Raw genomic sequence first — 23825 nt, forward strand, 5'->3', positions numbered from 1 at the left:
TTAGAACGTAATTCCAATGGATGGTTGTAAATATATGCTTAAGAATAATTTATTGTTATTTTCAGAATTATCCTGATTTAAGTCAAGCCCTACTTTGAGATTAGCAATAATTGCATTAGGAACGACCATGACCTGAATTCCGGTAGCGCCTCCAAGTCCAAATGGACTTGGTTTTTTTATGTCATTAGGAGAACGGAGACCATCCAATTCTTTCCATCTATTATAAAGTGTATAAGGCATTGGGTTGCCATCAAAATAAATTATGGTATTATAAAAAAGCTTGCCTTCGAAGAACAATCCAACAGGCGCTTCACCTCTAAAAAAGTATCTGCCGAAAATCTCTGCCCTGAATCCGTCCTGCTGGTAATCTTCAGGTCTTACTTTAAAGTTCTTATCATTGCCAAAACGTTCATTAAATTTATACATACCTGCCACCCCAAAAGTCATCATACCCATTGGCATTTCAAATTCTAAGCCTATTGTACTCCAATAGATTGCAGGAGAAATTTTTACATTTGGCCCTGGTCCGCGAAATGAACCCGGCACATTCATCATTACCGGATGGTTTACCTTCATCACAGAAAATGGTGTTTCCGCATTAGACTTACTCAAAGTGAGTAGCAGGATAAGAAGCAGAAATAAACACGATTTTGCAGTCTTGCTTAACATATATTTTGCTATGAATGTCAAATATATAAAAAAAGCACCTTTCAAATATCACTATTGGTCATTCTTAATCTATATTTCATTAGATGTCTTTCTATATTTGCCCTGTTATGAATAAGGATCTCGAAAGACTGGAAAAAGAAATTGACGAGCAAAGGATAAGTGATTCTGAAGAATTGGAGATATTTCGCCTTAAATATCTTAGTAAAAAAGGCCTGGTTTCTACTTATCTCGAAAAGCTTAAGGAAATACCTAAGGAGGAGAAACGAGCATTTGGTCAAAAAATAAATACCATTAAAAATAAGGCCAAAGACAAATTTAACAGTCTCAAAGAAGAACTGGAGATGGGTGGAAATACTAAATCAAAAATTGATTTTGACTTTAGCCTCCCAACCTATACCCATGAAGTAGGAAGCCGTCACCCTGTGAATATTGTTAAAAATCAAATGGTAAAGATTTTTGAAAGAATTGGCTTTAATCTTAGTTATGGCCCGGAGATAGAAGATGATTGGCATAATTTCACTGCCCTAAACTTCCCACCCGATCACCCCGCAAGAGAAATGCAGGATACGTTTTTTCTGAAAAAAAATCCGGATATCGCTTTGAGAACACATACATCTTCCGTACAGGTGCGTGTGATGGAAAATCAACAACCGCCGATAAGGACCATTTCACCTGGCAGAGTTTATAGAAATGAAGCTATATCTGCAAGGGCGCATTGCATGTTTCACCAAGTGGAAGGGCTGTATATCAATAAAAATGTAAGTTTTAAAGACCTCAAGCAAACCCTCTATTATTTTGCCAGAGAGTTCTTTGGAGAAAATACGGAAATCAGATTTCGGCCATCGTATTTCCCATTTACTGAACCAAGTGCTGAAATGGACATTTCCTGTTTTATCTGTGGTGGTAAAGGGTGTAAAATATGCAAGCAAAGTGGATGGGTAGAAATAGGTGGAGCAGGGATGGTAGATCCAAATGTGCTTGAAAATTGTAAGATTGACCCGGATGTGTATTCCGGATATGCTTTTGGAATGGGGGTAGAAAGAATTGTGATGTTAAAATATCAAATTGATGATATTCGTTTACTTACAGAAAACGATGTAAGGCTTTTACGTCAGTTTAAAAGTGTGCTCTGATGGCAATTAGTGAAATAAAGAAAGTTGGAATTGTAGGTGCAGGGACAATGGGTGCCGGAATAGCCCAGGTTGCTGCACTGTCCGGTCTTGAAGTAATTATTTTTGACCTTGCTTCAGAAGCCCTTAAAAATGGTGAAAATCAGATAAAAAGGAATTTGACCAAAGGTGTAGAAAAAGGCAAACTTACTGAAGAAGAATCTGAAAAGGCGATAAAAAGGATAGTGTTCACTCACAGTATTAGAGATTTGATTTGTGACATTATAATTGAAGCAGTAGTTGAAAAACTGGATGTCAAAATTGATATTCTCAAACAGCTGGAAACTCAGAATGACGAGAAATGCATTTTAGCAACAAATACGTCTTCAATCCCAATTACAAAAATAGCTTCGGGTTTATCTCGTCCGGAATATTTAGTTGGCATGCATTTTTTCAATCCGGCCCACATAATGAAATTGGTTGAAATTATTAAGGGTGCAGATACAAAAGAAATAGTAGTTGAGGTTGTAAAAAATCTGTCATTGTCAATGGGAAAAACACCTGTGATGGTCAGTGATTCACCGGGCTTTGTAGTGAATAGAGTAGCAAGACACTTTTATGTAGAATCACTAAAAATCCTGGAAGAGGGTGTCGCTGATCTTGAGAGCATAGATCATTTGCTTGAATCATTTGGTTTTAAAATGGGACCATTCAAATTAATGGATCTGATCGGAGTTGATACCAATCACTCCGTCACGCAGAGGATGTACGAATCTTTTTATTACGATCCTAAATTCAGGCCCAGCAGAATCCAGCAGCAAAAAGTTGATGCCGGTCACTTGGGTAGAAAAACAGGCAAAGGGTTTTATGAATATTAGGTCTTCATATATTTTTGCTATTTACTTACTCTTAATTTCTTGTAGTAATGACGATGACAACTCTCAAAATCTAATTGATAATTTAGGAGTGGTTAATATTACAATTGACCTCAGCGATCCTGACAATCAAATTTTATTGCAAAATAAGGGCTACAAGTATTTTGAAGGAGGAAGACGCGGCGTCCTGGTGATCAATAGGAATTTAAGCAATTTCATTGCGTTTGAACGAAATTGTACTTTTCAACCAAATAATGCCTGTGCAACGGTCAGTATGCACCCCTCTCTGGAGTTTTTGCTGGATTCATGTTGCAGTAGTCAATTTGATCTGAATGGACAGGTCTTACAGGCACCTGCAACAGACCCATTGATTCAGTACAGCACTTTTCAGGTAGGCAATGAATTGAGAATTCAATATCCTTAGAGCAATTCTGAAATAATATCATCAACACTGATGCCATCAGCTTCAGCCTTGAAATTTCTTACTATTCGATGTCTTAAAATAGGAGTAACAACTGCATGGACATCTTCAATATCAGGAGAATATTTTCCCTGAAGTAATGCATGGCATTTGGCTCCCAGAATTAAATATTGCGAGGCTCTGGGGCCAGCACCCCAATCGATATACTTTTTTGTGATTTCAGTACTCTGCTGACTTTCTTTTCTGGTTTTGTTGACCAGACTTACTACATATTCAATCACATTGTCCGCTACGGGTACTTTTCTTACGAGTGTTTGATATTTTAAAATGTCTTCTTTGCTCAAGACTGGATTTACAGAGGCCACCTGATTGGAAGTTGTTTTTTTCACGATTTCTATTTCGGAATCGTAATCAGGATAGGTCAAAATAATATTGAACATAAACCTGTCAAGTTGAGCTTCAGGCAAAGGATAAGTACCCTCCTGTTCTATGGGGTTTTGTGTTGCCAACACAAAAAATGGCTGATCTAATAAATGATCTTCACCGGCTATCGTCACTTTCTTTTCCTGCATGGCTTCAAGCATGGCAGATTGGGTTTTAGGTGGCGTTCTATTTATTTCATCGGCAAGAATAATATTTGAGAATACCGGCCCTTTAATAAATTTAAAATTTCTATTGATATCAAGTGTTTCGGAACCAACAATATCCGATGGCATTAAATCCGGTGTAAATTGAATTCGTTTAAAATCGAGATGAAGAGCTGAAGCTATGGTATGGATCAAAAGTGTTTTAGCTAAACCCGGAACCCCTACCAATAAACTGTGGCCATTACAAAACATAGATATCAATACTTGTTTGATAACTTCATCTTGTCCAATTATCACTTTGTGAATTTCTGAACTAAGTTTTTCGTAATCTTTAAAAAAGGCCTCTGCCAATGCCTTGTCTGATAATTCAGCCATGTTATTGTAAAATTTTACATTGATTGTATTCATCGTCTATACTGATGAACACCTGATTTTTTGTTTTTTCAAACCACTCCTTTTTTTTCTCAAACCGTTTTTCATCTAAGGTGGCCTGATAAATTTTTTGGTAATCATCCTGAAGATTGGCCTGATGTGGAGCGACTTTATCTTTAAAGTATACGATTCGCATGGCCCTTTGCCCATCTGGTTTTGTAAATACAATTGGATTTGAGATTTCTCCCACTTCCATTGTATCTAACACAAAATAAAGCTCTGTATCCATCCTTTCAAGTGGGATTTTTGTGGAACCCGTATTCTGATCTACAAGAATTCCTCCATTTGGTTTGGTATATGGATCCTGAGAAAATTCTTTGGCGGCTTTTTCAAAAGTCATGGAATCGTTTAAAATCAATTGCTTGATTGAGTCCATTTCTTTTAAGGTATAGCTAATATCGAGTTCGGAAAAATTCGGACGCAATAGTATATGTCTTGAATTAAATTCATTGCCTCTTTTACCTACCATTTGAATCAGATGATATCCAAATTGTGTTTTTACAACAGGCGAAACCTGTCCGGAATCTAATTTCATTGCAGCCGCTACATAATCGGGATCAAGATCGGATTTCTTCCAATAACCAAGCTCCCCACCTTTTTCCTTATTTCCAAAGTCCTGAGAATATTCTCTTGCCATAACTCTAAAATCTGTTCCATTCAAAATTTGATCTCTTATGGAATTCATCTTACCTAATATGGATTTTTTTGAGCCCTCACCCGGGTTAATATCTCTGACCAAAACACCAACTACAACTTCTGTGGAGAAAAAGGGCAAACTATCTTCAGGAATTTGATTGAAAAATTTTCGCACTTCTTTTGGAGAGGCTTCCAGATTAGACGCAATTTTTTCATCCATTCTTTCAATAATCAGTTGATCTCTCACTTGATCACGAAACTCATCCTTAAATTCATCTATTGTTTTACCATAAAATTCCTCCAGTTTTTTTTCCGAACCGAACTGAGAGGTAAAAACCTGCATTCTCTGATCCAGATTAGATTCAACTATATCTTCTGAAACGGTAACTGAATCAATTTCTGCTTTCGCAAGTAAAAGCTTATTTATTATTAAACTTTCCAGCACCCGACATTTTGCATCTCCAATTAGCGACTGACCGCTCGATAAATACTGAAGGTAAGCAACTTCCATTTCGGATTTTAGAATGATGTGATCATCCACCTTAGCAAGAATTTTATCTATTACTACCGATTCTGTGATCTGACTCTTTGCATTAAAAGAAAATGCAAACACTAAAATTAAAATGACTTTAGTCTGTAAATATTTCAAAGCTATTTTGTTCAACGCCCTCTTCGTAGATCTTATTCTCTAATTCCTTTGATAACGTGACTTTCCTTTTATTAATTATAATATTTTGAATTTGATCTCTAACAAATTCTATTGGTGATAGCTGATCCTGAATTTTATACTCTTTAATGTAAAGCAGATATTTAAAGAGTGAATCCTGGGTTTCAACCATTTTATTAGTTTTTAAAAATTGAATCTTATTCGGAATACTTTTTAAAGGTGTATTGAGGACAATATCATCAAAATTCAACCAAATAGAATCCTCAAGGTTGTAATTGGATGCAAACTGAAAACAATATGAATTTAATTCACGTATGTCTTTTGGTTTTGAAGAAGATATCGTCCGTCTGATTTTCGAAAATCTTGGAGCATCCTTGGGAACCTGAATATACCTGCAACGGACTATGTTTTGATTCAATAAAAAGTTGTCCAGGTTATTTTGATAGTACTCCTGAATTTCTGATTCATCAACGTTGACATCGAGATTTTCAGAAACGTATTTTTTCTTGAATTCAAATGTTGTAAGTGCATACCTGTAATCTTGCACCTTTCTCTCAATTTCTGCACGATTGATATCAATAACCTCCTCTGCTTTATCAAGGATTAGCTGCTTTCTTACCCAGGAATTAATAAATCGGTTTGTGATACTAATGCTGTCTTCTACGGAAGTGGCTTCCGCTAAAAGTGGGTTGAGATCTTCCTGGTACAGAAAGACCTCATTTACTCTTGCAATTGGTATTTTTTCAATAGTTTTTTCCTCGGCATCACTTTTTCTGGTGACGTAATCGCAAGCTGAGGTAATAAAAACAATGCAAATGAAAAAATATCGCAATATTACTCTTTAATCAATTTTTTAATCTCCCCTTCATTGTATACAATGGGGTATTTTTGTCTCAATGTATGAAGCCATTCGTTTTCCAAATATTCCTGATAATCGGAAATAACCTCACCACGAACTTCATTTAGTTCTTTTGGCCTTGGATCTAATACTTCATTTATTTTGATGAAGTAGGTTCTGGCATCAAAAACGAATGTATACTCACCGGGTTCCCATTCCACTTTGTCGAGCGCCGGTATATCTCCTTTTTCAAATTTTCCTCTTTGAATTTTTAATCCCAGAGGGGAAATGGTATTGATATAATTTTCAAGTGCATTGTCTTTGCTTGATAAAAACTCAACTTTAAGGCTTCTTTTGATTTTATCACCTTTTTCTCTATCGTAGCGATAAGCGGCATTTATAGTCAGGATTTGATCTTCAGGAACGCCACTTTCAACCAGATAGGACTTTACTTTTTCCAATCGATCCGCAACAATATTTTTGTTTGAGCCTGCAGCTTCTTTTTTACTGGTGGTCGCTGTGAGTCTGACGTATAAGTAATCCTCATTTCTCAAACGCTTGGTAAGCCTTAACAATTTATCGCTGTCTACTTCGGACAAGCCACTTGCTCGGTAGTCGTAATAAAAAGTGGCGCTATTTGGAGTGGTCACAGGATATTTACCATATGGCAATTCAGTTTTAACTTTTTCAGCAATCAGTTTATTCTCACAATCATAAACTACCGCATCAACTCGCTGCTCCCATTCGTATTTGTTTCTGTTTTTTTCAAAATAATTTTTAAGTCCGGTGGTATCTCTTGTAGATTTCGACCAAACTTTTTGATCCATCAGATTGAACATTAATATTCCATCCCTGTATTCTTTATAAAGCATTTTGAAATCATGGTATTTCTCATCCAAATGTCTGTCTTCATAATCCAGCAACATGTCGTTTACATAATCGGAATAACTTAATTTGACATAAAATTCAGGGGAAACCTTTCGCGTTTTCTTTTGTGAGTTCATGTATTTATAAAAGTCAGCAATAGTATGGGTTTCATCCATTATGCTAATGAGTGGTTTGGCGAAATCCTTATCCTTCTCGGATATAGTAAATTTGCCATTGATTACGGTGGAATCGGCTTTGGAAACAGCCAGATTTAAAGCGTCTTCATGCTCTACCAATTTATTTTCCTTACGAAGTCTTTTTAGCAGTACTTTTTGACCCATTTCTGAACGGGAATCTCTTTCTATCCGAACTCTCAATCCCTGCTCCATGTCTTTAAAACTTTCCAATGGCTGCTTTTCAAGCAACTTTATAATATGCCATCCATAAGGTGTTTGTACGGGTTCAGAATAGTCACCAACATTGACCAGAGCAAATGCTGCATCCTTAAATTCATTGACAATCCTGCTGTTAACATCCAACAATTGCAATTCCCCGTCTCTGCTTTTGGAATTACCATCTTCAGAGAACTGACGACATAATTCTGACCAGTCTTCTCCTGTGTTCAATTTGGAGTAAATCTTATCGATTTTGTTTTTGGCGTTCAGAGAATCAGATTTATCCATTCCTTGGCTTGCCCTGATCATTATATGAGCAACTTTATATTTCCCTTTCGAAGGCCTTTTATCTGTTACTTTTAAAATATGATATCCAAATTGTGTTCTAAAAATTGGTGAAACTTCACCAACTTCGGTTTTATAAGCCATGTCTTCAAAGGGGTAAACCATTGAAAAAGATGAAAAATAACCCAGATCGCCTTTTGAAACTTCAGCTGAACGATCCTCTGAATATCGTTTAGCCATTTCGCCAAACTCCTCCCCTTCCGCTATCCTTTTTCTAAGCGTTTCCATTTTTTTAAAGGCCGTTAGAGTATCTTTTGGTTCGGCTTCCGGTTTTACAAGCACCAAAATATGCGAAGCTCTTACTTCTTCTTTCATGCGCTCATAGGCTTGCTGAACAAGCTCTTCAGTGACTTTCTTTTCCGTCAAATATGGCTTGGCGAGGCTTTTTCGATGGCCTGCCAACTCCTCAATAAAAGCCTTACTGGTATCCATTTTTAATTTTTCGGCTTCTTTTATTTTCAATCTGAAATTAGTGTACAGATCTAAATATTCATGGACACTCTCATGTGAATAAAAGTCATCTGAACTCGAATTATGCTTTTCATAAACATATTTGAATTCATCGACATAAACCGGCTCTTTTCCAATTGTAAATATGACCGGCTTATCCGGGCTTTTTGATGCCGGATTTTGACAGCTCGAAATGGCTATAAAAGCGAATAATAACCAAATTACACTTACTTTATTCATACCTGTTTATTTGTGCTTTTTTATTAAAATGACTGCAATTTTACATAATTTTTTTAGGCTTTCGCAATGCAATAATTGAATGATTGAAATAATTCAATGCAATTCAAATAGGATGGATGCCAAACTATTATCACCTACTGTAATTTGGAGCTTCTCTTGTAATGAATACATCATGCGGATGACTTTCACGAACACCTGCGGTGGTAATTTTAACAAATTTTGCATTTTGGAGAGCTGGTATGTCCTTTGCCCCGCAGTAGCCCATTCCGGCTCTGAGTCCACCTACCATTTGATAGAGCACTTCTGATACCAAGCCTTTATAAGGTACCCTTCCAACAATTCCTTCTGGTACTAATTTCTTAATGTCATCTTCTGCATCCTGGAAATAACGGTCCTTAGAGCCATCTTCCATGGCTTCTACAGAGCCCATTCCTCGATATGACTTAAATTTTCTTCCCTCATAAATTATGATTTCACCAGGAGCTTCTTCAGTTCCCGCTAGCAATGACCCTATCATTATAGAATCTGCTCCGCCTGCTAAAGCTTTTACCATATCTCCGGAATACCTCACCCCGCCGTCAGCGATAATCGGTACTCCGCTATTTTTCAATGCATTTTTTGCTTCGATTACAGCACTTAATTGTGGCATTCCTACTCCGGCAATCACTCTGGTAGTACAAATACTTCCTGGCCCAACTCCAACTTTTACTCCGTCGGCCCCGGCATCTGCGAGGGCTTTTGCCCCTTCCGCGGTAGCCACATTTCCCACTATAATGTCAATCTTGGGAAATTCAGATTTTGCCTTTTTTAATGCATCAATCACACCCCTTGAATGTCCATGGGCTGTATCAATTCCAATCACGTCGACTCCTGCCGACTTTAATACTTCAATTCGTTCGAGATAATCGGGTGTAATTCCAACTGCAGCACCTACACGCAATCTACCATAACTATCCTTGCAGGCGTTGGGACGATCTTTTTTCTTCAAGATGTCCTTATAAGTAATAAGGCCAACTAATTTTCCGGCTTTGTTGACAATTGGTAGTTTTTCAATTTTATGTGCTTTGAGTATTTCTTCTGCCTCACTTAGGCTTATGCCCTCATTGGCAGTTATCAAATTGATTCTGGTCATGATTTCAGAGACCGGTGCTTCCATATTCTTTTGAAACCTCAGATCTCTGTTAGTAATTATACCAACTAGATTTGATTCTTTATCAATGACCGGAATCCCACCAATTTTAAATTCATGCATGATGCGATCAGCATCCTTTAATAATGCGTCTTTTTCCAAAGTGATCGGGTCGAGGATCATTCCACTTTCACTACGCTTAACCTTTCTCACTTGTTCAGCCTGGGCTTCCTTACTCATATTTTTATGAATAAAACCGATTCCACCTTCCCTTGCAATTGCAATAGCCATTTGGTATTCAGTTACGGTATCCATCGCCGCTGATACTATAGGCACATTAATTGCAATGTTTTTGGTCAACATTGATTTTGATTCGGTATCTCTTGGTAAAACCTGGGAATAGCCCGGTACGAGCAAGACATCGTCGTAGGTAAGGGCTTCGAATATTACTTTATTGGATTGGCTCATTGCAAACAAAATTGGGATTCTATTTGCGGTGCAAAGCTAAGTATTTGAAATTGATAAAAAAACAAATAATTCCGACTTTACCGCTTGCGGTCAAATATGTCATTCACAGGACAAGGCATTAATCATATAATTCACTTATTGTTTTAAAATTTATAAAATGATACGACTAGGACTGATAATTCTTATTGTTGCCAACTCAATCATGCCAATAATTGGTCAGGATTTTTTTGGAGAATCAGATATTTTTTTAAAAAAATACGTTAAGGAAGGTAAAGTAGCCTATTCTGAAATTCAACAAGATTCAAAAGTGCTGGATAGGCTGATAAATTTTATTGCTACTTATTCATTAGAACAGGTCCCTGAAAGAGAGCAAAAAGCTTTTTACATCAATGCTTATAACATACTTGTAATCAAAGGAATTGTGGATAATTATCCGATTCAATCGCCTCTCGATAAAGAAGGGTTTTTCGAAAAAGTTAAATATAAGGTTGCAGGAGAGGCTTTGACACTCAATGAAATTGAGAATATAAAGCTTAGAAAAGAATACAATGACCCACGAATTCATTTCGTTCTGGTCTGTGCAGCTGTATCATGTCCTGAACTAATTTCCTCAGTGTATCATCCCGAATCCTTAGAAAAGCAAATTGAATCGAGTACAATAAAAAGTCTTAATGACCCTGAATTTGTGCGAGTTTCTGATACAAAAATTGCCATCTCCGAAATTTTTAAATGGTATGCTGAAGACTTTGGTGGACAAAGTAATTATATAAAATTCATTAATAAGTACCGAAAAAATATACTGCCTACCAATATTGCATTAAGTTTTTATGAATACGATTGGACTTTAAATGAAAAAAAGTAATTAGGGAAAAGGAAGTACAGTCCCTTCCTGATCCCGAAGTAATTTCCCAGGACTTTAATATTCAAACCTATACGCCTTCTGTGCTTCTTAAAAAAGGACAATGGGAGTACAAACTGTTTAACAACCTTTATACCCAGACAAAATCTTTTAATAGTGGAAGGAAAGCAGATAATGGAAACAGGCAGAATTATTTTAGTTCAATTCACCAATTTCTATATGGAGTCAGCACGAATTTAAATATTGGAATTGACGTCTGGTTTAAATCTGTTCATGTGCAAGCCAATCCAAAAGATAATCCATTGAGAACATTTCGATTCAATCATGAAAATAGTGACTTTACGATTACAGGAATAGGGCCAAAAATTAAAATTGCACCTTTTAATAAAATAAAAAGACTCTCGATTCAAACGACTATATTGTTTCCCATAAGGGATGATCTTGAAAATTCAAGTAAAAACAAAGCCTTTCTTGAATTCGACAGAGATGCTTTGTGGATAACACAGATCTTTTTTGATAAACCAATTGGAAATGATTTTCAGCTGTTTTTTCAGTTGGCGCCATGGTACACATTCAGCAGAAATTCCTTTAGAGAAAGAAACTTCATGCAAACTCCTACAAGTGTGTTTTTTAGTTGGTTTGCCAATGATCGCCTGACCTTTTATTTTCAAAACGAATATTGGCCGACCCATTACAACAGTAGTGAGCAATCTTTCGAAGCTTTTTACTCCTGGTTCAACCAATCCGGCTTTGGAATTAAATACCAATTAATTCCGGGCTTTTTAGAAATAGAAAGTTTATATACAAATTTTTGGATTGGAAGCGATGGAGAAGGGGCAGGAGAAACCTATAATCTGGGAATTAGAATAATTAATTAAAATCAAAATACTCATCTTCATCGAGTTCTAAATCCTCTTCTTGTTCTTTTTGATTTTTTAATATCTTTTTGAGCTCTTTAACCTCTTCTTTTATTCCTGTTTTAATGTTTTCCTTTAATGCTTCTTCATTGTATTTGACCTTATAATCGTTACTTGTCCCGGTTAACTTTATAAGCAGTTTGGTTTTGCCGCTCTTATCATCTTTTATCTGCCCAAATCTTTCATCGCGATCGATTTTTTCCCTTGTCACAGGAATTTCAAAATCGTAGTTGATATGATTGTTAAAAGTATGAGTGCCCTGAACATTGATTGTTCTGACATTTGAAGAGATCGACATTTTAGGTAGGGTAATTAGACTGTTCTTAATAAATATTTCATTTTCGAGCTCATCAAATTTTAAATTCATCAAATCATCCTCTCTAATAAATTTGCTCACAGCCTGAAGTGGTTCAAACAAAATCAATCGGCCATTTGAAACTTTCGAATTGATAGAAAAAATATGTTTATCCATGTCAAAATTAAGATGATCATCAGAAATCATAAAACCGGTGAAAGAGGCAGTTAATTGACCTTCCAGATGTCTTTGCTGAATAAATTCCTGATTGAAATCCTTGAATATGTAAAAGACACTATCGATGAATACTCTATTTAGTTTACCGCTTGTAAACCATTCAATCCTTTTTGGGTTTCTTGCGTCAAGATCCATATTGACCATAATTTGCCCTCCCGCGACATTCATTCTGACCGAATCAATATGCAAAGTCTTATTTTTGATGCTAAGATCTCCATTGATATTCTGAGCCTTAAAACGTTTGAAGTTTAATTTTTTAATGTTCAGGTGATGTTTGTGAATGATTCTATCAGGTAATTTTAAAATATATTCATTCTTTTCATCAGAGTCATTAATCCATTCTTCCAAATTGATAAAGTCACTTGTAACGCTTGTTTCAATAAACATTCTTGAATTCTCTTTGAGAAAGTAATCCATTGAATTAGAAACTGTGCCATCGAGTTTAAAGTGGCTGTTCACTGTACTTGCCAACAGCGATTGAATTGTCAATAAGCCTTTATCATAAACCAGTTGCCCATTCATGTCTTTTATCAAAACACTCGGTTCAATTGTCTCAAATTGAACATGGTTTAAAGTGAGAATACCGGAGAGCTCAGCATTTTTGGGGAAACCTGATTTTTTATTTGGTAAATGGCCATTATAAACCAGATCAATATCTATTGTGCCTTTAGCATTGTTTTTAATTGGCAGGTGTAAAAATTTGGAAATAAAATCAACTTTTTGACTCGTAAATAGTTGAGCCTTTATAGTGGGATTATTAAAGTCCTGAATTTTTAATGAAGCTGAGAAATCAGAAATATCATTTTTCCCTCTAATTGACTGCAGATTTAAAGTAGAACTTTTCCAGTTTGACAGATTGGAAAAGTTCCAGTTGGCATTCAGTTCATTTATTCTGAATCCTTGCTCCGGATTTTTGAGTTTTAATTTTATTGACTGCGATTTAATATTTAAATCGCAGGCCCAATTATTTTTTGAAATATTGCCATTAAGCGTAATATCAAAAGCGAAATTTCCTTTTATACTATAGTCATTAATGTATTTTTTTGCATCCTGATTTAGAAAAGCATAAAGTTTTTCTATTTGAAATTCTTTGGAAGCAATAGAAATTTCACTCTGGTTGCCCAATAAGTCCAAAACAGCCTCACCTTCAATATTTGAACCGTACAGGGAAGATTTGAGGTCCGAAATAAGAATGAATTTAGATTTGAGACCCATCTTGAAATTGTGACTTAATTCGATAAGCTCCTCAGAATCAAATTCAATATTATCTGATTTTAATTCTAAAACTTTCCATTTACCGCTATGATCTGCGATAATTTCATTTTCTTTTATTTGACCTGAGATATTAGCCCTTTCAGAATAGAATTTAAAGTTTTGATGTTCTATTCGCGATTCATAGTCCAGAAATATATTGGAGAGTATTATTCTCTCAAGTTTTATTTCTTCTCCTCCTTCTGATTCTTTTTTAAAGATATCGTAATTACTGCATCGCTGATCTCGAAAAATGTAAATTCGGCCATTTTCTAAATAAATGTGACGAATATTAAAATCACCTTTGAAGATCGCAATTGGATTGGCAAGAATTGAAAGCTTTTCTACACTTAATAAAGGTTCAGAAATACCACAGTTCGCTCCCCGAATTGATGCATTGTTTAATTCAACGGCGACATATGGCCAATGCTCAAATATATTGAGATTAATTTGCTCAACTTTTGCTTCCACGTCAAGGTAATTGTTGATTTCATTGACGAAGGCCTGAATTATTTTATCTTGATTAAAATAAAAATAAGTGACAATTCCCCCTGAACTCAGAATGAACACTAGTAGCAATGCCCCAAATATGATTTTTAGTTTACGCAAAGACGGCCATTTATAGCGGAAAACGAATCTATTTCAATAATCATTGTTATTTAAATATTTTTTGTAAAAATATTCCAAATTCTTTGCCTCATATCAAAAAGGATTTACTTTTGCAGTCCCTTTTTTAAGGATATATAATTTGGGCGCTTAGCCCTGAAGTAATTCACGATGTGAATCCTACAGGACAAGCTCTCTGATTTGATCTTCTTTAAGACGATAAAAAGGGCGCTTAGCTCAGTTGGTTCAGAGCACTTGGTTTACACCCAAGGGGTCGGGGGTTCGAATCCCTCAGCGCCCACTAAAGAATGCGAAATCCTCGCTTGCGTAGCAAGTGGGGATTTTTTGTTTACAAACAAGCCAAAATTATTTGAGCGAAGGAGGTAAACAAAAAATCCCATAGTGCGATAGCACTAGAGGATTTCGCATTTAGACTTCGTTGGCGAAGAGGGATCGGCGACCCGAGTGGGGAGCCAATCCTAATTTATTTGAGCGAAGGAGGTAAACAAAAAATCCCATAGTGCGATAGCACTAGAGGATTTCGCATTTAGACTTCGTCGGCGAAGAGGGATCGGCGACCCCGTATTTATTGCGGGGGAGCCAATCCTCAATCATGAAGGCCAATTTGATTAGCTTTTGATTGGTTACAAGGGCCGAGTATTTAATTCGGCGATCCCGAATTTATTTCGAAGGAGCCAATCCCTCAGCGCCCACAATCAAAAGCCTTGCAAGAAATTGCGAGATTTTTTTGTTTACACTTCAAAATGCATTCCTTTTTTTATTAATTCTTCATAATTCTTTTGGTTGAATGAGTATAGGTTTCCTGGTCTACCGGCACCGTCACTTTTTACTTTTTCCTCCAATTCATCCAAAATATTTAAACTTATGATTTTACGTTTGAAATTCCTTCTGTCAATTGGGCGGTCTAATAGTGTGGCGTATAATTGTTCAAGATCCGAAAAAGGAAATTTTTTATCCAATAATTCAAACCCGATCGGCTGATATCTGATTTTATTTCTCAGTCTTTCTATTGCTGTATTTAGTATTATTTTATGGTCAAATGCCAAATGGGGTAAGTTTTTAATATTGAACCATGCCGCTTCTTCTGCGTCAGTACTTGCAGATAACTGTTTGAAGGAGTTTGATTTGACCAATAAAAAATAAGCAATGGATATTACCCTTTTTCTTGGATCTCTATTGGGTTCGCCAAAGGTATAGAGTTGTTCCAGAAACTTGATTTTAATACCTGTTTCTTCTTCCAGTTCACGTTTTACAGCACTTTCAAGACTTTCATCGTCAAGCACAAAACCACCGGGGATCGCCCATGAGCCTTTAAAGGGAGGGTATTTCCTTTTAATTAATAGTATAGAAACTCCATTGTCTTTGCTGTATCCAAATACAATGGCATCAACGGCCACTTTTATATTTTGTGTCATATTCACGTAAAAATAATGATTTAAAAATTAGCCTTACAATCAGTAAACAAAGAAAAAAATTATTTGTGTAAAAAAAACGCAAAATATTTTTGACATATAAATGTTTATTCTATATTTGTGTCATAATAACACAAAAATAAAATGCTTCAAGCTTTATTCAACGATAATACCAATCCTGTTTTCTGCTATTTTTCTGAAAACAACCAATATGAAGATCTGAATTCAAGATTTGAAAATAATTTCATTGATTCCACCAATGTTGAGGATATCGCCATTGAGAAATTTGTGTCTATTCTTTTTGTTGATATCGCCGATTTTACACATCTAAGTGATAAAAACAGTGCCAGTAGTATTGCGAAAATGTTAAAAGAATACTACGAAATCGCAGGCAGAATTATTCAGAAATACAATGGAAGTATTATTGATTATTATGGCGATGGCTTTTTGGCCATATTTGGTTTGAATGGGAGCAAGAAACATCCTAAAAACCTAATTAAGGCTGCTATGGAGCTTCAGGAGGCAGTAAAGGCTTTTAAACCCAGAGCTAAGGAATTATGTCATGAAGAATTTAATATCCGGATTGGAGGTCATTCAGGTGAAATAATCTGGGAACGCATTGGAATTCCCGGAATGCACAAACACGCCGCAATCGGAGACTCTGTAAACTTCGCTTCAAGAATAGAACAAGCCAATAAATACCTTAAAACAAATTTTTTAGTTTCTGAGAATTTATACCAACAGATACAAAAAGACGTTGTCGTTCAAAAATCTTTTAATATTAGGGCGAAGGGAAAAGAAGGAATGCACAAAGTTTATTCTTTAGTCTAAAAAATGTTAATCACATGAATCTTATCATTTTGAAGTCCGACATCGATTCATCAGATAAATTGGTATCTGTCAAGAAAGCACTTTCTAATCTTTCAGAAATATTAGACTGGAATGTAGATTTCATGGATATTGACAAGGTTTTGAGAATTGAATGCGCTCAGGTTATTTCCGAAAGGGCAGTTATTGATCAATGTAAAAATGTTGGTATAATTTGTGAACCTCTGCCTGAATAATTCCTTATCTTCAATACAATGATACGTCGGGCAACATTGAAGGATGCAAGTCAAATTGCTGACATCTATAATTATTATATAGAAAATTCTATAGTCTCCTTTGAAACCGAACAGATCAGTGAGGAGGATATGCAAAAACGCATGAAAGATGTAATCCCCGCTTTTCCCTGGCTGGTAAATGAGGAAAATGGCCTAATCCAGGGTTATGCCTATGCCAATAAATGGAATAACCGATGTGCTTATGAGCAATCTGTTGAAACTTCAATTTACCTGCGAAATGGCTCTACGGGAAAAGGTATTGGCTATGCGCTTTATAAGCATTTGATTGATATTCTCATCGACAAAAAATATCATGCCTTGATCGGGGGCATCTCTTTACCGAATGCTGCCAGTCAGGCCCTGCATGAAAAATTGGGATATACAAAGGTGGCCCATTTCAAGGAAACCGGATTTAAATTCGGAAAGTATATTGATGTTGGCTATTGGGAGAAGATTTTGGATTAGATCATTCCTTTAAAATCTTCCCTCTATCCATTTGTTTTCCATTCCTAATTTCAAAGATGTAAAGCCCCTTAGGAACTTTTGAAAGCGAAATGGTAGATATATCTGATTTAAGAATTTGTTGGAACTGAAGGCTTCCTTGAATGTCATAAAGGCTGAATAATAAATCTTCATTATAAGTGTCAATTTGAACATTCAAATTATTACTGGTAGGATTAGGATAGACTTTCAGATTCTCAAATTCTCTAATTTCCTCCAATCCGACAATGCAAGTTGGATGAGGACAACCATTTGTATCTACAGAAACTAACCATAATTCCTGTTGAGGAGGGTTTGGACTAAAAGGATTCGTCACTTCACCTATTGCATATATCTTATCATCATCAATGTGGGTGTCAAAAAAAGCATCAAATTCATTTAGGATTCCATTGTTGAGAAGACCATAACTTCTTTCCCAAGTACTATCGCCATTACTTAAAGAAAGCCTTTGTAAGAACCCATAATATCCGTTCGTATCGGGTTCAAAAAGATTCCCATATTTCTCTCCTCCAATGATTAAGTCACCTGAGCTCAACTCATCTATCGTATATCCATAAGTTTCAGAGCTAAACGGTGCATTCGATTCATATGTCCATTGCAGATTAAAAAAACTGTCAATTTTTTGTGCATATATTTTATAACCAAAACCACCGTCAAATTTTGATGATATGTAGGCAATACCTCCATCTTTTGTCCTAATTAATTCTTGAGCGCCGATAATATTGTTTGAAGAGCTTAAATACTCATTTAGGATTTGTCCTGAATAATCGCATTGTAATACCCAAGAATATAAGCTTCCACCTGGGAATTGCTTATCACCTCCTATTAGAATACTATTCGGGCCGTCATTTATAATTGAATAACCTTCATCTTGACTTTGATTGTTACCATATCTATATGTACTGATGTAATCCCCTGAAGAATCAAAGAGCATCAAAAAGATATCCGAATCTTCAAAACTTGGATTTCCAGGTTGAATAGAATCACCTTTTAATACGTAAGCTCCAGTAACTGCAATAAGCTCGTTTTCAAGAATTGCAGCGTCTTGTACAATGAGATAAACGTAATCTAATGTATCGAAGTATTCTTTTGTCCATACTACCTGATTATTGCTATCTCTTTTATGAATAAAAATACCAAGTTGAAGCTCATTAGCCGTGCTATCAAATGAATACTCTCCAATTAGAAATTTGCTTTTTTCTCTATTAGAGAGAATTTTCATAGAACGATATGATTGAAGACTATCTCCAATATTTTGATCCAGGAATATTAGATTTCCATTTTCATCGTACTCAGCAAAAATACTTCTAATAACTGCAGAGGATTGATAAGGTTGACAAACTCTACCAGTTACGAAAATAGAATTATCCTCATGCAAAACTGACAAACCCAAAGCGCATAGATTTCCAAATGTGGTTTTTTGATTTATTTGTCCAAAAACCAATGCATGAACTAACGAAATTAAACTAATTATGAAACCTACTTTTATCATAAGAATGGCGGTCAAGTCATAACTCAACCGCCAATAAAATTAATGGTTTATATTGAATGCTCCTGATTCTGAATTGCCTTCCTCATCAATACATTGATAATAATACTGACCAGTTAAAAATTCAGAAGTTGGTATTGACTTAACTCTATTGTCCTCAGAAGAAATATCAAGAGTTTTCATTATTGAACCTTTTTGATCAATTATTCTTAACGTCAACTTTTTTGAATTAGCACCGAAGAATGTAAAACTTACATATTCATTTGCCGGATTGGGAAATACCTTTACATGAAATTTTGGTTTTTCAAAAGTGTTCCCAGAAATACCCCTTTTTCCTGAGTTGTTAATTTCGTCACTTTGTTCAGGAAATGGAATATCAAAAACATAGTATAATAAGTTTTGCGACATTGTGCCTACATAATCTAAAGATGAAGATAAATTTTGCAAACTTGTTAAATCTGTTGAATCTAAAAACTCAATAGGTTTGCCGCTACTATACCATGTAGATTTCAAAGTATTCCAGTTTTCTGCTTTGTTGTGTTGCTCCAAAAGAAATGTGTTATAAGGAAGTTGATTTTCGATTGAATCTAGTAGGCTAGCTGATTCTTCATAGTCTCCTGATTGCAATTTCCAGTTTGCATTCCTATATGCTCTTCTAAGTGTAACATTCCTATTTAAGTAAAAATGCAAAGAATCAAGCTCTGATCCAGTAGAATCGAATTGAATGGATCTTAAAATTCTTCTATTATGCTTTTCCATAGTATTTAATATTTCACCGAGTTGGCTTTCTAATGCACTTAAAGGAGTTTCTTGTCCCCAATTAGCCTGTATTAAATCGATGGATTGCTGATCAAGAGTATTTGGTATTTCATACTGAAGAATGTTCAGAACATCTTCGCTTTCTGTAGCATCGGGGTTCGCCAAGGCTACTTCGAGTAAAAGAGCATCCGGTAGAATACCTGTATTGGCGGCTTCTAAAAATGCTTCTTGCGACAATGGTGAGCTTGACAATAAATCATCTCGGAAAGACCATGCATCCTGGGTCCATGATTGTTGAATTTGAGTCAAAAGAGCAGGTGTATTTCCTCCATCAATCATCTGTTCATAAGTGAAGTAAGCATTAGCGTAAGAAGTATCTAATTGATAATATTCAAATTCTATGGCTTGAAATTCAGATTGACTAAGTACAATCGGGTCAATTGGGTCAGTTCCTCCTCCACCAATTTGAAATGGTTGATCACATTTGAACTGACTTGAAGAATTAGGCAGAGTAAAAGTTCCTAATGTATGTTGAGGTTGCCCTCCTTGATGCCAATAATATAAAACAGCACTAGGTGTTTCTACATTGTAGTGACTCCCAGGTTGTGTACCATCTGAATCAAAAATATTGCTCGCCGAGAAAGACTTGCTTCCCTGCATTTGTTTGATGCCATATTCACTTAAAGGTATGCCTTGGGTAATGTCATCAAGAACTAAAACATCAAAATCGTTAAAATCAAAATCTATACATTTTATTTCTAATCCAGTAAATGGGAAAACACCTGCTCCAAGAAGCCCCCTATTAATGGTCCTAGTTGAAACTGCCTGTGTCATTTCTGTTATATCATTATAATAAACTTCATTGGCCTCTGGTCCTGAGTTCTGTATTCTAATTCCTATATCTTCATATCCCGGATTTAAACTTTCAGAAATAACATTGTCTTCTATTTGATACCCTGAAGAATTTAATGACCAAATTCCAATGGATAAATCGTTACCCAAATTCATTGGATCGCCTACTTCTATATTAGATCTGGTAATTGAAGCATCATCAACCGCACTGATAAATACTCCCCATTGGTTATTAAAGAAATCTGTTTGATCAACTGCAAAGGTTTCCATGGAACCTGTCCCAAGAGCATTGATGGCGTATTTAAGATTAGTAAAACTCGATCTTTTCGCTCCTGGTGAGGAGTATTTAGGTTTTACTATGAATCCAGCATCGAGCGCCAGAATACCATTTCCACCGGTAGGTTCTTCATTTTTAAACTCACAACCCATGAACTTTACTCCATGCACATTTTTCAGATCTACAAATGAATAGAATTGTCCATTCCCTGGACCTTGATCATCGTTAATGAATTGGCAGTCTCTAAAGTAACTTAAATCCGGCAGGATTGTGCTAGGATTGGATAATAGATAATTAATATAATCCTTCATCAAGACCGATTTAGAATTATTAATAAAAAATGAATTATTAGCTATAATTATTCCACCGGATTGTTGAGGAATATTGTTTGAAGGTGTCCAATCTAAACTGTAATTTCTCACTGCTGTTAAAGCGTTCTCTATTATAGCTCCATTCTTAAATTCAGCTACCCCTTGGTTCCCCGCCGTGAGAGATTGATTTAATCCCGCAGTTCCCAATACTTCAATTCCTTGCCATGATTCGTTACCGCAATTTTCATTGTTGAAATTTGTTATAATTCCTCCATCGACCAATAATTTACCCCCTGGTTCAACAATAATTCTTCCATTCCGAGGCATTCTAAGAATGCAACTGATCGTAAGAGTATGGCCTGCTTCAATAACTAAGTTTTGGTATAACTTTCTATCATGTGTCCAAATTTCATCAGATGATATAACCAAATTGATCGGGCCAGGATAACACTCGTTCACATAATCTCTCGCTTCAAAAAGTTCAAAACCCCTGTGCCATTGACTCATCTGTCTATCAAATAAATAGTTTCTAGAACTATTACCAGAACCGTCCATTATATTATTCGCACATGAAGAAGTGTGGTCTGTATGCCATAGACCTACAATATGACCTAATTCATGAACTAAACCACCTGCACTGGCGGCCCAACTACCGCAACCAAAAGGTGGAGGATCACAACAAGGTGAATTTGGATTTGAAGGAGAACAAAAAGCTCCATTCTTCATACCTGTCCACTTACACCATAAATCTCCAACATGTATAGAAGCTCGATAATATTGATTATTAAAATTTGGCCATGAAGCGCAACCTGAACCTCCCCAATAATTTGAAGGAGGGTTTGTAATTAGTTGATTATTTAAGACGTAATTTTGATAACCCGTTTCCGATCCTGATAAAAATACAACTATGGCATCATCAGGCACATAACCTAAAGTATTGGTCATATGTTGTTTGTACTTGGTCACAGATATGTAATTTGCATCTAGGTAACAAGTTGGGAAATTTTCCAAGTCCCAATAATATTGATCTTCGATTTCTACTATATCATGTCTTCTTAGCCTGATTTTAAGATCATTCCAACCTGAAGGGGAGTTAACAGCAATTACTCCATTACAACCTGCTTCAGCGAAATCACAATCAGGATTATTAGATTGAATTAAGCCACTTAAACGATTATTAGCTTTAAAAATCCAATTATCCAGAAATTGAACATCAGTTGTGTTGTCTTTGTCAAAATTTCTCGGATCATTTAATTCCCATTGAAATATTACAAACCTCACGTTGATAGTTTTGACATTAGTTTGACCAGGTGAAAAATATTTCATGTGATCTGATATAGGGCTATGACATCGATTGGATAATAAGGGAAAATCACAATTGAAATTATTACTTCGTTCATGATAAGGTGATTGAAATATTGAAGTATCAGGAGTTGGAATATCTGGAACATCGCAACTGAAGTCCAATACTTGTGCATGAATGTTCAAATTAAATGCCAGAAAAAAAAGAAAGGTGAAAATTTTGAATAAAAATCTCATAACATAGTTTTATAGTTAATTTATAGTTACTTCTCTAATTTGAATTGGATGGCCAAATTGGAAGCACCAACTATATCATGAGCTTGGCTTTTTCCGAAATTTTGTTAGTTGAATCTGTAATTCAACTTATTAAATCTAAGGAAAAATTATTTGATTCCCTTAGAACCACATACTTTAAAAAACAATACAACGCAATTTTTCTACTTATCTATAATCCAACCAACCCAAATGCGTATGCTTAAAATCATCTGAATATTTCAGTCCATAACCAAATATTCTATCCATACTGGAATGCGCAAATAAAATAATTCCTGTAAGTTCCCCAATATGTGATTCCATATGAAACGCTAGCAGAAAAATCAAAATGGCTATTCCTTTATGATGAAAAATATTGTAACTGATGGCTCCCACTTTGGTGTTAATGAGATAGCCCAGCATTCCAATATCCGGAAGAAGTATTAATAAGGGAAACCACCACCAGGCCAGGTCGTAGAGAGAGAAGAGAAATATTGAGCCCATAAACATCAACAGCTCTTCTAATTTTAATGTAATGCGCATTTTTTATACGCAATATAATTATTCTTCAGGCACCTAGTTTCGAAAAAGCCTCATAAACCAAAAATGCAGGCCAGACCAGGGCTTTTAAAACACCCAGAACACCTGTTCCAAAACTTGTGGCTGTAGAAATATAATAAACCAGTGCGCCTATCAAGCCCAGGCCATAAACCGCGCTGTTTGGGCCATTATCTCTAATCTGATTTTTCATTTTGTAGATGATTAATTCCATGTGAAATTGCTCATCCCAAATGATAATAAGAATGATTTATGACAAATTGAAGATGATTTAAGTCAGTTCTCCATGCGTTTTGAAATAGTTTTTCATTGGCTTCCAGTAATAGGTATGCCAGCCATTTGAAACATTTTCTGCAATTACTTTTGGCAATTCTGTTTGTATAAAAATCAATCGTGTTCCGCCTTCCTCATTGTCTTCCAAATGAAATTCTATTTTAGACCAATGATTCTCTGGCCAGTTTTCTTCGATGGCTCTCCATTTCTGAACTATCTTTTGGCCGGGTCTTAACTGAATATTTTCACCAATTATGTATCCGTCATAAGCCTGAAATTTACCACCTTCCTCATTATCAACTTCAGCCTCAGCTTCAGTAAATGCTGCGTGATGATTGGAACTCATTAATGCCTTATACACAGACATTGGGCTGATTTCAAAATCTATTTCCTGGCGAATTTTGACGGTTTCCATTAATCCG

21 protein-coding genes and 1 tRNA gene are annotated in these 23825 nt (G+C 35.7%); 9 read left to right on the forward strand and 13 right to left on the reverse strand.

Translation table 11 applies throughout. The features are described 5' to 3' along the window. Positions 1–669 carry a hypothetical protein gene (locus tag HZR84_08730; protein QNL22020.1) on the reverse strand — a complete coding sequence of 223 codons (669 nt, stop codon included), beginning with the start codon at positions 667–669 and terminating at the stop codon, positions 1–3. A 107-nt stretch (positions 670–776) separates the two neighbouring features. On the opposite strand from HZR84_08730, the gene pheS reads away from it, so the two are divergent. From pheS to HZR84_08745, 3 genes are read left to right on the forward strand one after another with little or no spacing between them, the layout of a single operon-like run. Beyond that, on the forward strand, positions 777–1802 hold the full coding sequence (gene pheS / locus HZR84_08735; protein QNL22021.1) for a phenylalanine--tRNA ligase subunit alpha: 1026 nt from the start codon (positions 777–779) through the stop codon (positions 1800–1802). Then, positions 1802–2656 carry a 3-hydroxybutyryl-CoA dehydrogenase gene (locus tag HZR84_08740; protein QNL22022.1) on the forward strand — a complete coding sequence of 285 codons (855 nt, stop codon included), beginning with the start codon at positions 1802–1804 and terminating at the stop codon, positions 2654–2656. Before pheS ends, HZR84_08740 begins: the two co-directional genes overlap by 1 nt. Continuing rightward, positions 2646–3077, forward strand: coding sequence for a hypothetical protein (locus HZR84_08745; protein ID QNL22023.1), 432 nt, complete (start codon positions 2646–2648; stop codon positions 3075–3077). Before HZR84_08740 ends, HZR84_08745 begins: the two co-directional genes overlap by 11 nt. Here the strand turns inward: HZR84_08745 and HZR84_08750 are convergent. From HZR84_08750 to guaB, 5 genes are all read right to left on the reverse strand, one after another. After that, complete coding sequence (locus tag HZR84_08750; GenBank protein ID QNL22024.1) at positions 3074–4036, reverse strand: MoxR family ATPase; 963 nt, start codon at positions 4034–4036, stop codon at positions 3074–3076. The two genes, HZR84_08745 and HZR84_08750, sit on opposite strands and share 4 nt — an antisense overlap. Before the next feature lies 1 nt (position 4037). Then, positions 4038–5378: a peptidylprolyl isomerase gene (locus HZR84_08755; protein ID QNL22025.1), complete on the reverse strand. Its 1341-nt coding sequence runs from the start codon at positions 5376–5378 to the stop codon at positions 4038–4040. After that, positions 5359–6228: a peptidyl-prolyl cis-trans isomerase gene (locus HZR84_08760; protein ID QNL22026.1), complete on the reverse strand. Its 870-nt coding sequence runs from the start codon at positions 6226–6228 to the stop codon at positions 5359–5361. Before HZR84_08760 ends, HZR84_08755 begins: the two co-directional genes overlap by 20 nt. A 2-nt stretch (positions 6229–6230) precedes the next feature. Further along, a complete protein-coding gene (locus tag HZR84_08765; protein QNL22027.1) occupies positions 6231–8531 on the reverse strand; it encodes a peptidylprolyl isomerase in 2301 nt (766 codons plus the stop codon). A 130-nt stretch (positions 8532–8661) separates the two neighbouring features. Further along, positions 8662–10128: an IMP dehydrogenase gene (gene guaB / locus HZR84_08770; protein ID QNL22028.1), complete on the reverse strand. Its 1467-nt coding sequence runs from the start codon at positions 10126–10128 to the stop codon at positions 8662–8664. 157 nt (positions 10129–10285) lie between these two features. Between guaB and HZR84_08775 the strand changes: the two genes are divergently transcribed. Beyond that, on the forward strand, positions 10286–10990 hold the full coding sequence (locus tag HZR84_08775; protein QNL22029.1) for a DUF547 domain-containing protein: 705 nt from the start codon (positions 10286–10288) through the stop codon (positions 10988–10990). An 80-nt stretch (positions 10991–11070) separates the two neighbouring features. After that, on the forward strand, positions 11071–11865 hold the full coding sequence (locus HZR84_08780; GenBank protein ID QNL22030.1) for a hypothetical protein: 795 nt from the start codon (positions 11071–11073) through the stop codon (positions 11863–11865). Here HZR84_08780 and HZR84_08785 read toward each other — a convergent pair. After that, positions 11858–14296, reverse strand: coding sequence for a hypothetical protein (locus HZR84_08785; GenBank protein QNL22031.1), 2439 nt, complete (start codon positions 14294–14296; stop codon positions 11858–11860). The genes HZR84_08780 and HZR84_08785 overlap by 8 nt on opposite strands. A 223-nt stretch (positions 14297–14519) precedes the next feature. On the opposite strand from HZR84_08785, the gene HZR84_08790 reads away from it, so the two are divergent. Beyond that, positions 14520–14594, forward strand: a tRNA-Val gene (locus tag HZR84_08790). A gap of 451 nt (positions 14595–15045) precedes the next feature. Here the strand turns inward: HZR84_08790 and HZR84_08795 are convergent. Then, positions 15046–15729: an NUDIX hydrolase gene (locus tag HZR84_08795; protein ID QNL22032.1), complete on the reverse strand. Its 684-nt coding sequence runs from the start codon at positions 15727–15729 to the stop codon at positions 15046–15048. Positions 15730–15870: 141 nt separating this feature from the next. Here HZR84_08795 and HZR84_08800 point away from each other — a divergent pair, with 141 nt between their 5' ends. From HZR84_08800 to HZR84_08810, 3 genes are read left to right on the forward strand one after another with little or no spacing between them, the layout of a single operon-like run. Further along, entirely contained in the window at positions 15871–16557 is a 687-nt protein-coding gene (locus HZR84_08800) for an adenylate/guanylate cyclase domain-containing protein (protein ID QNL22033.1), read from the forward strand. A 14-nt stretch (positions 16558–16571) separates the two neighbouring features. Further along, the gene (locus HZR84_08805) at positions 16572–16790 is read left to right on the forward strand and encodes a hypothetical protein (GenBank protein ID QNL22034.1); all 219 of its coding nucleotides are present in this window, start codon (positions 16572–16574) and stop codon (positions 16788–16790) included. A gap of 18 nt (positions 16791–16808) precedes the next feature. After that, entirely contained in the window at positions 16809–17294 is a 486-nt protein-coding gene (locus tag HZR84_08810; protein QNL22035.1) for an N-acetyltransferase family protein, read from the forward strand. A 1-nt stretch (position 17295) separates the two neighbouring features. On the opposite strand, the gene HZR84_08815 is transcribed toward HZR84_08810, so the two are convergent. The 5 genes from HZR84_08815 to HZR84_08835 all read right to left on the reverse strand — a co-directional run bounded on the left by HZR84_08815 (position 17296) and on the right by HZR84_08835 (position 23818). Then, positions 17296–18822, reverse strand: a complete 1527-nt coding sequence (locus tag HZR84_08815) for a T9SS type A sorting domain-containing protein (protein ID QNL22036.1) — start codon at positions 18820–18822, stop codon at positions 17296–17298. A gap of 39 nt (positions 18823–18861) precedes the next feature. After that, entirely contained in the window at positions 18862–22557 is a 3696-nt protein-coding gene (locus HZR84_08820; protein QNL22037.1) for a hypothetical protein, read from the reverse strand. Between the two features lie 204 nt (positions 22558–22761). Then, the gene (locus tag HZR84_08825; GenBank protein QNL22038.1) at positions 22762–23115 is read right to left on the reverse strand and encodes a DUF4260 domain-containing protein; all 354 of its coding nucleotides are present in this window, start codon (positions 23113–23115) and stop codon (positions 22762–22764) included. Between the two features lie 25 nt (positions 23116–23140). Next, positions 23141–23323: a hypothetical protein gene (locus HZR84_08830; protein ID QNL22039.1), complete on the reverse strand. Its 183-nt coding sequence runs from the start codon at positions 23321–23323 to the stop codon at positions 23141–23143. Positions 23324–23401: 78 nt separating this feature from the next. Further along, positions 23402–23818, reverse strand: coding sequence for an SRPBCC domain-containing protein (locus tag HZR84_08835; protein QNL22040.1), 417 nt, complete (start codon positions 23816–23818; stop codon positions 23402–23404). Positions 23819–23825: the final 7 nt, after the last annotated feature.

Origin of the sequence: Hyphobacterium sp. CCMP332 (assembly GCA_014323545.1) — a bacterium.
Classification (GTDB): Bacteria; Bacteroidota; Bacteroidia; order Cytophagales; family CCMP332; genus CCMP332.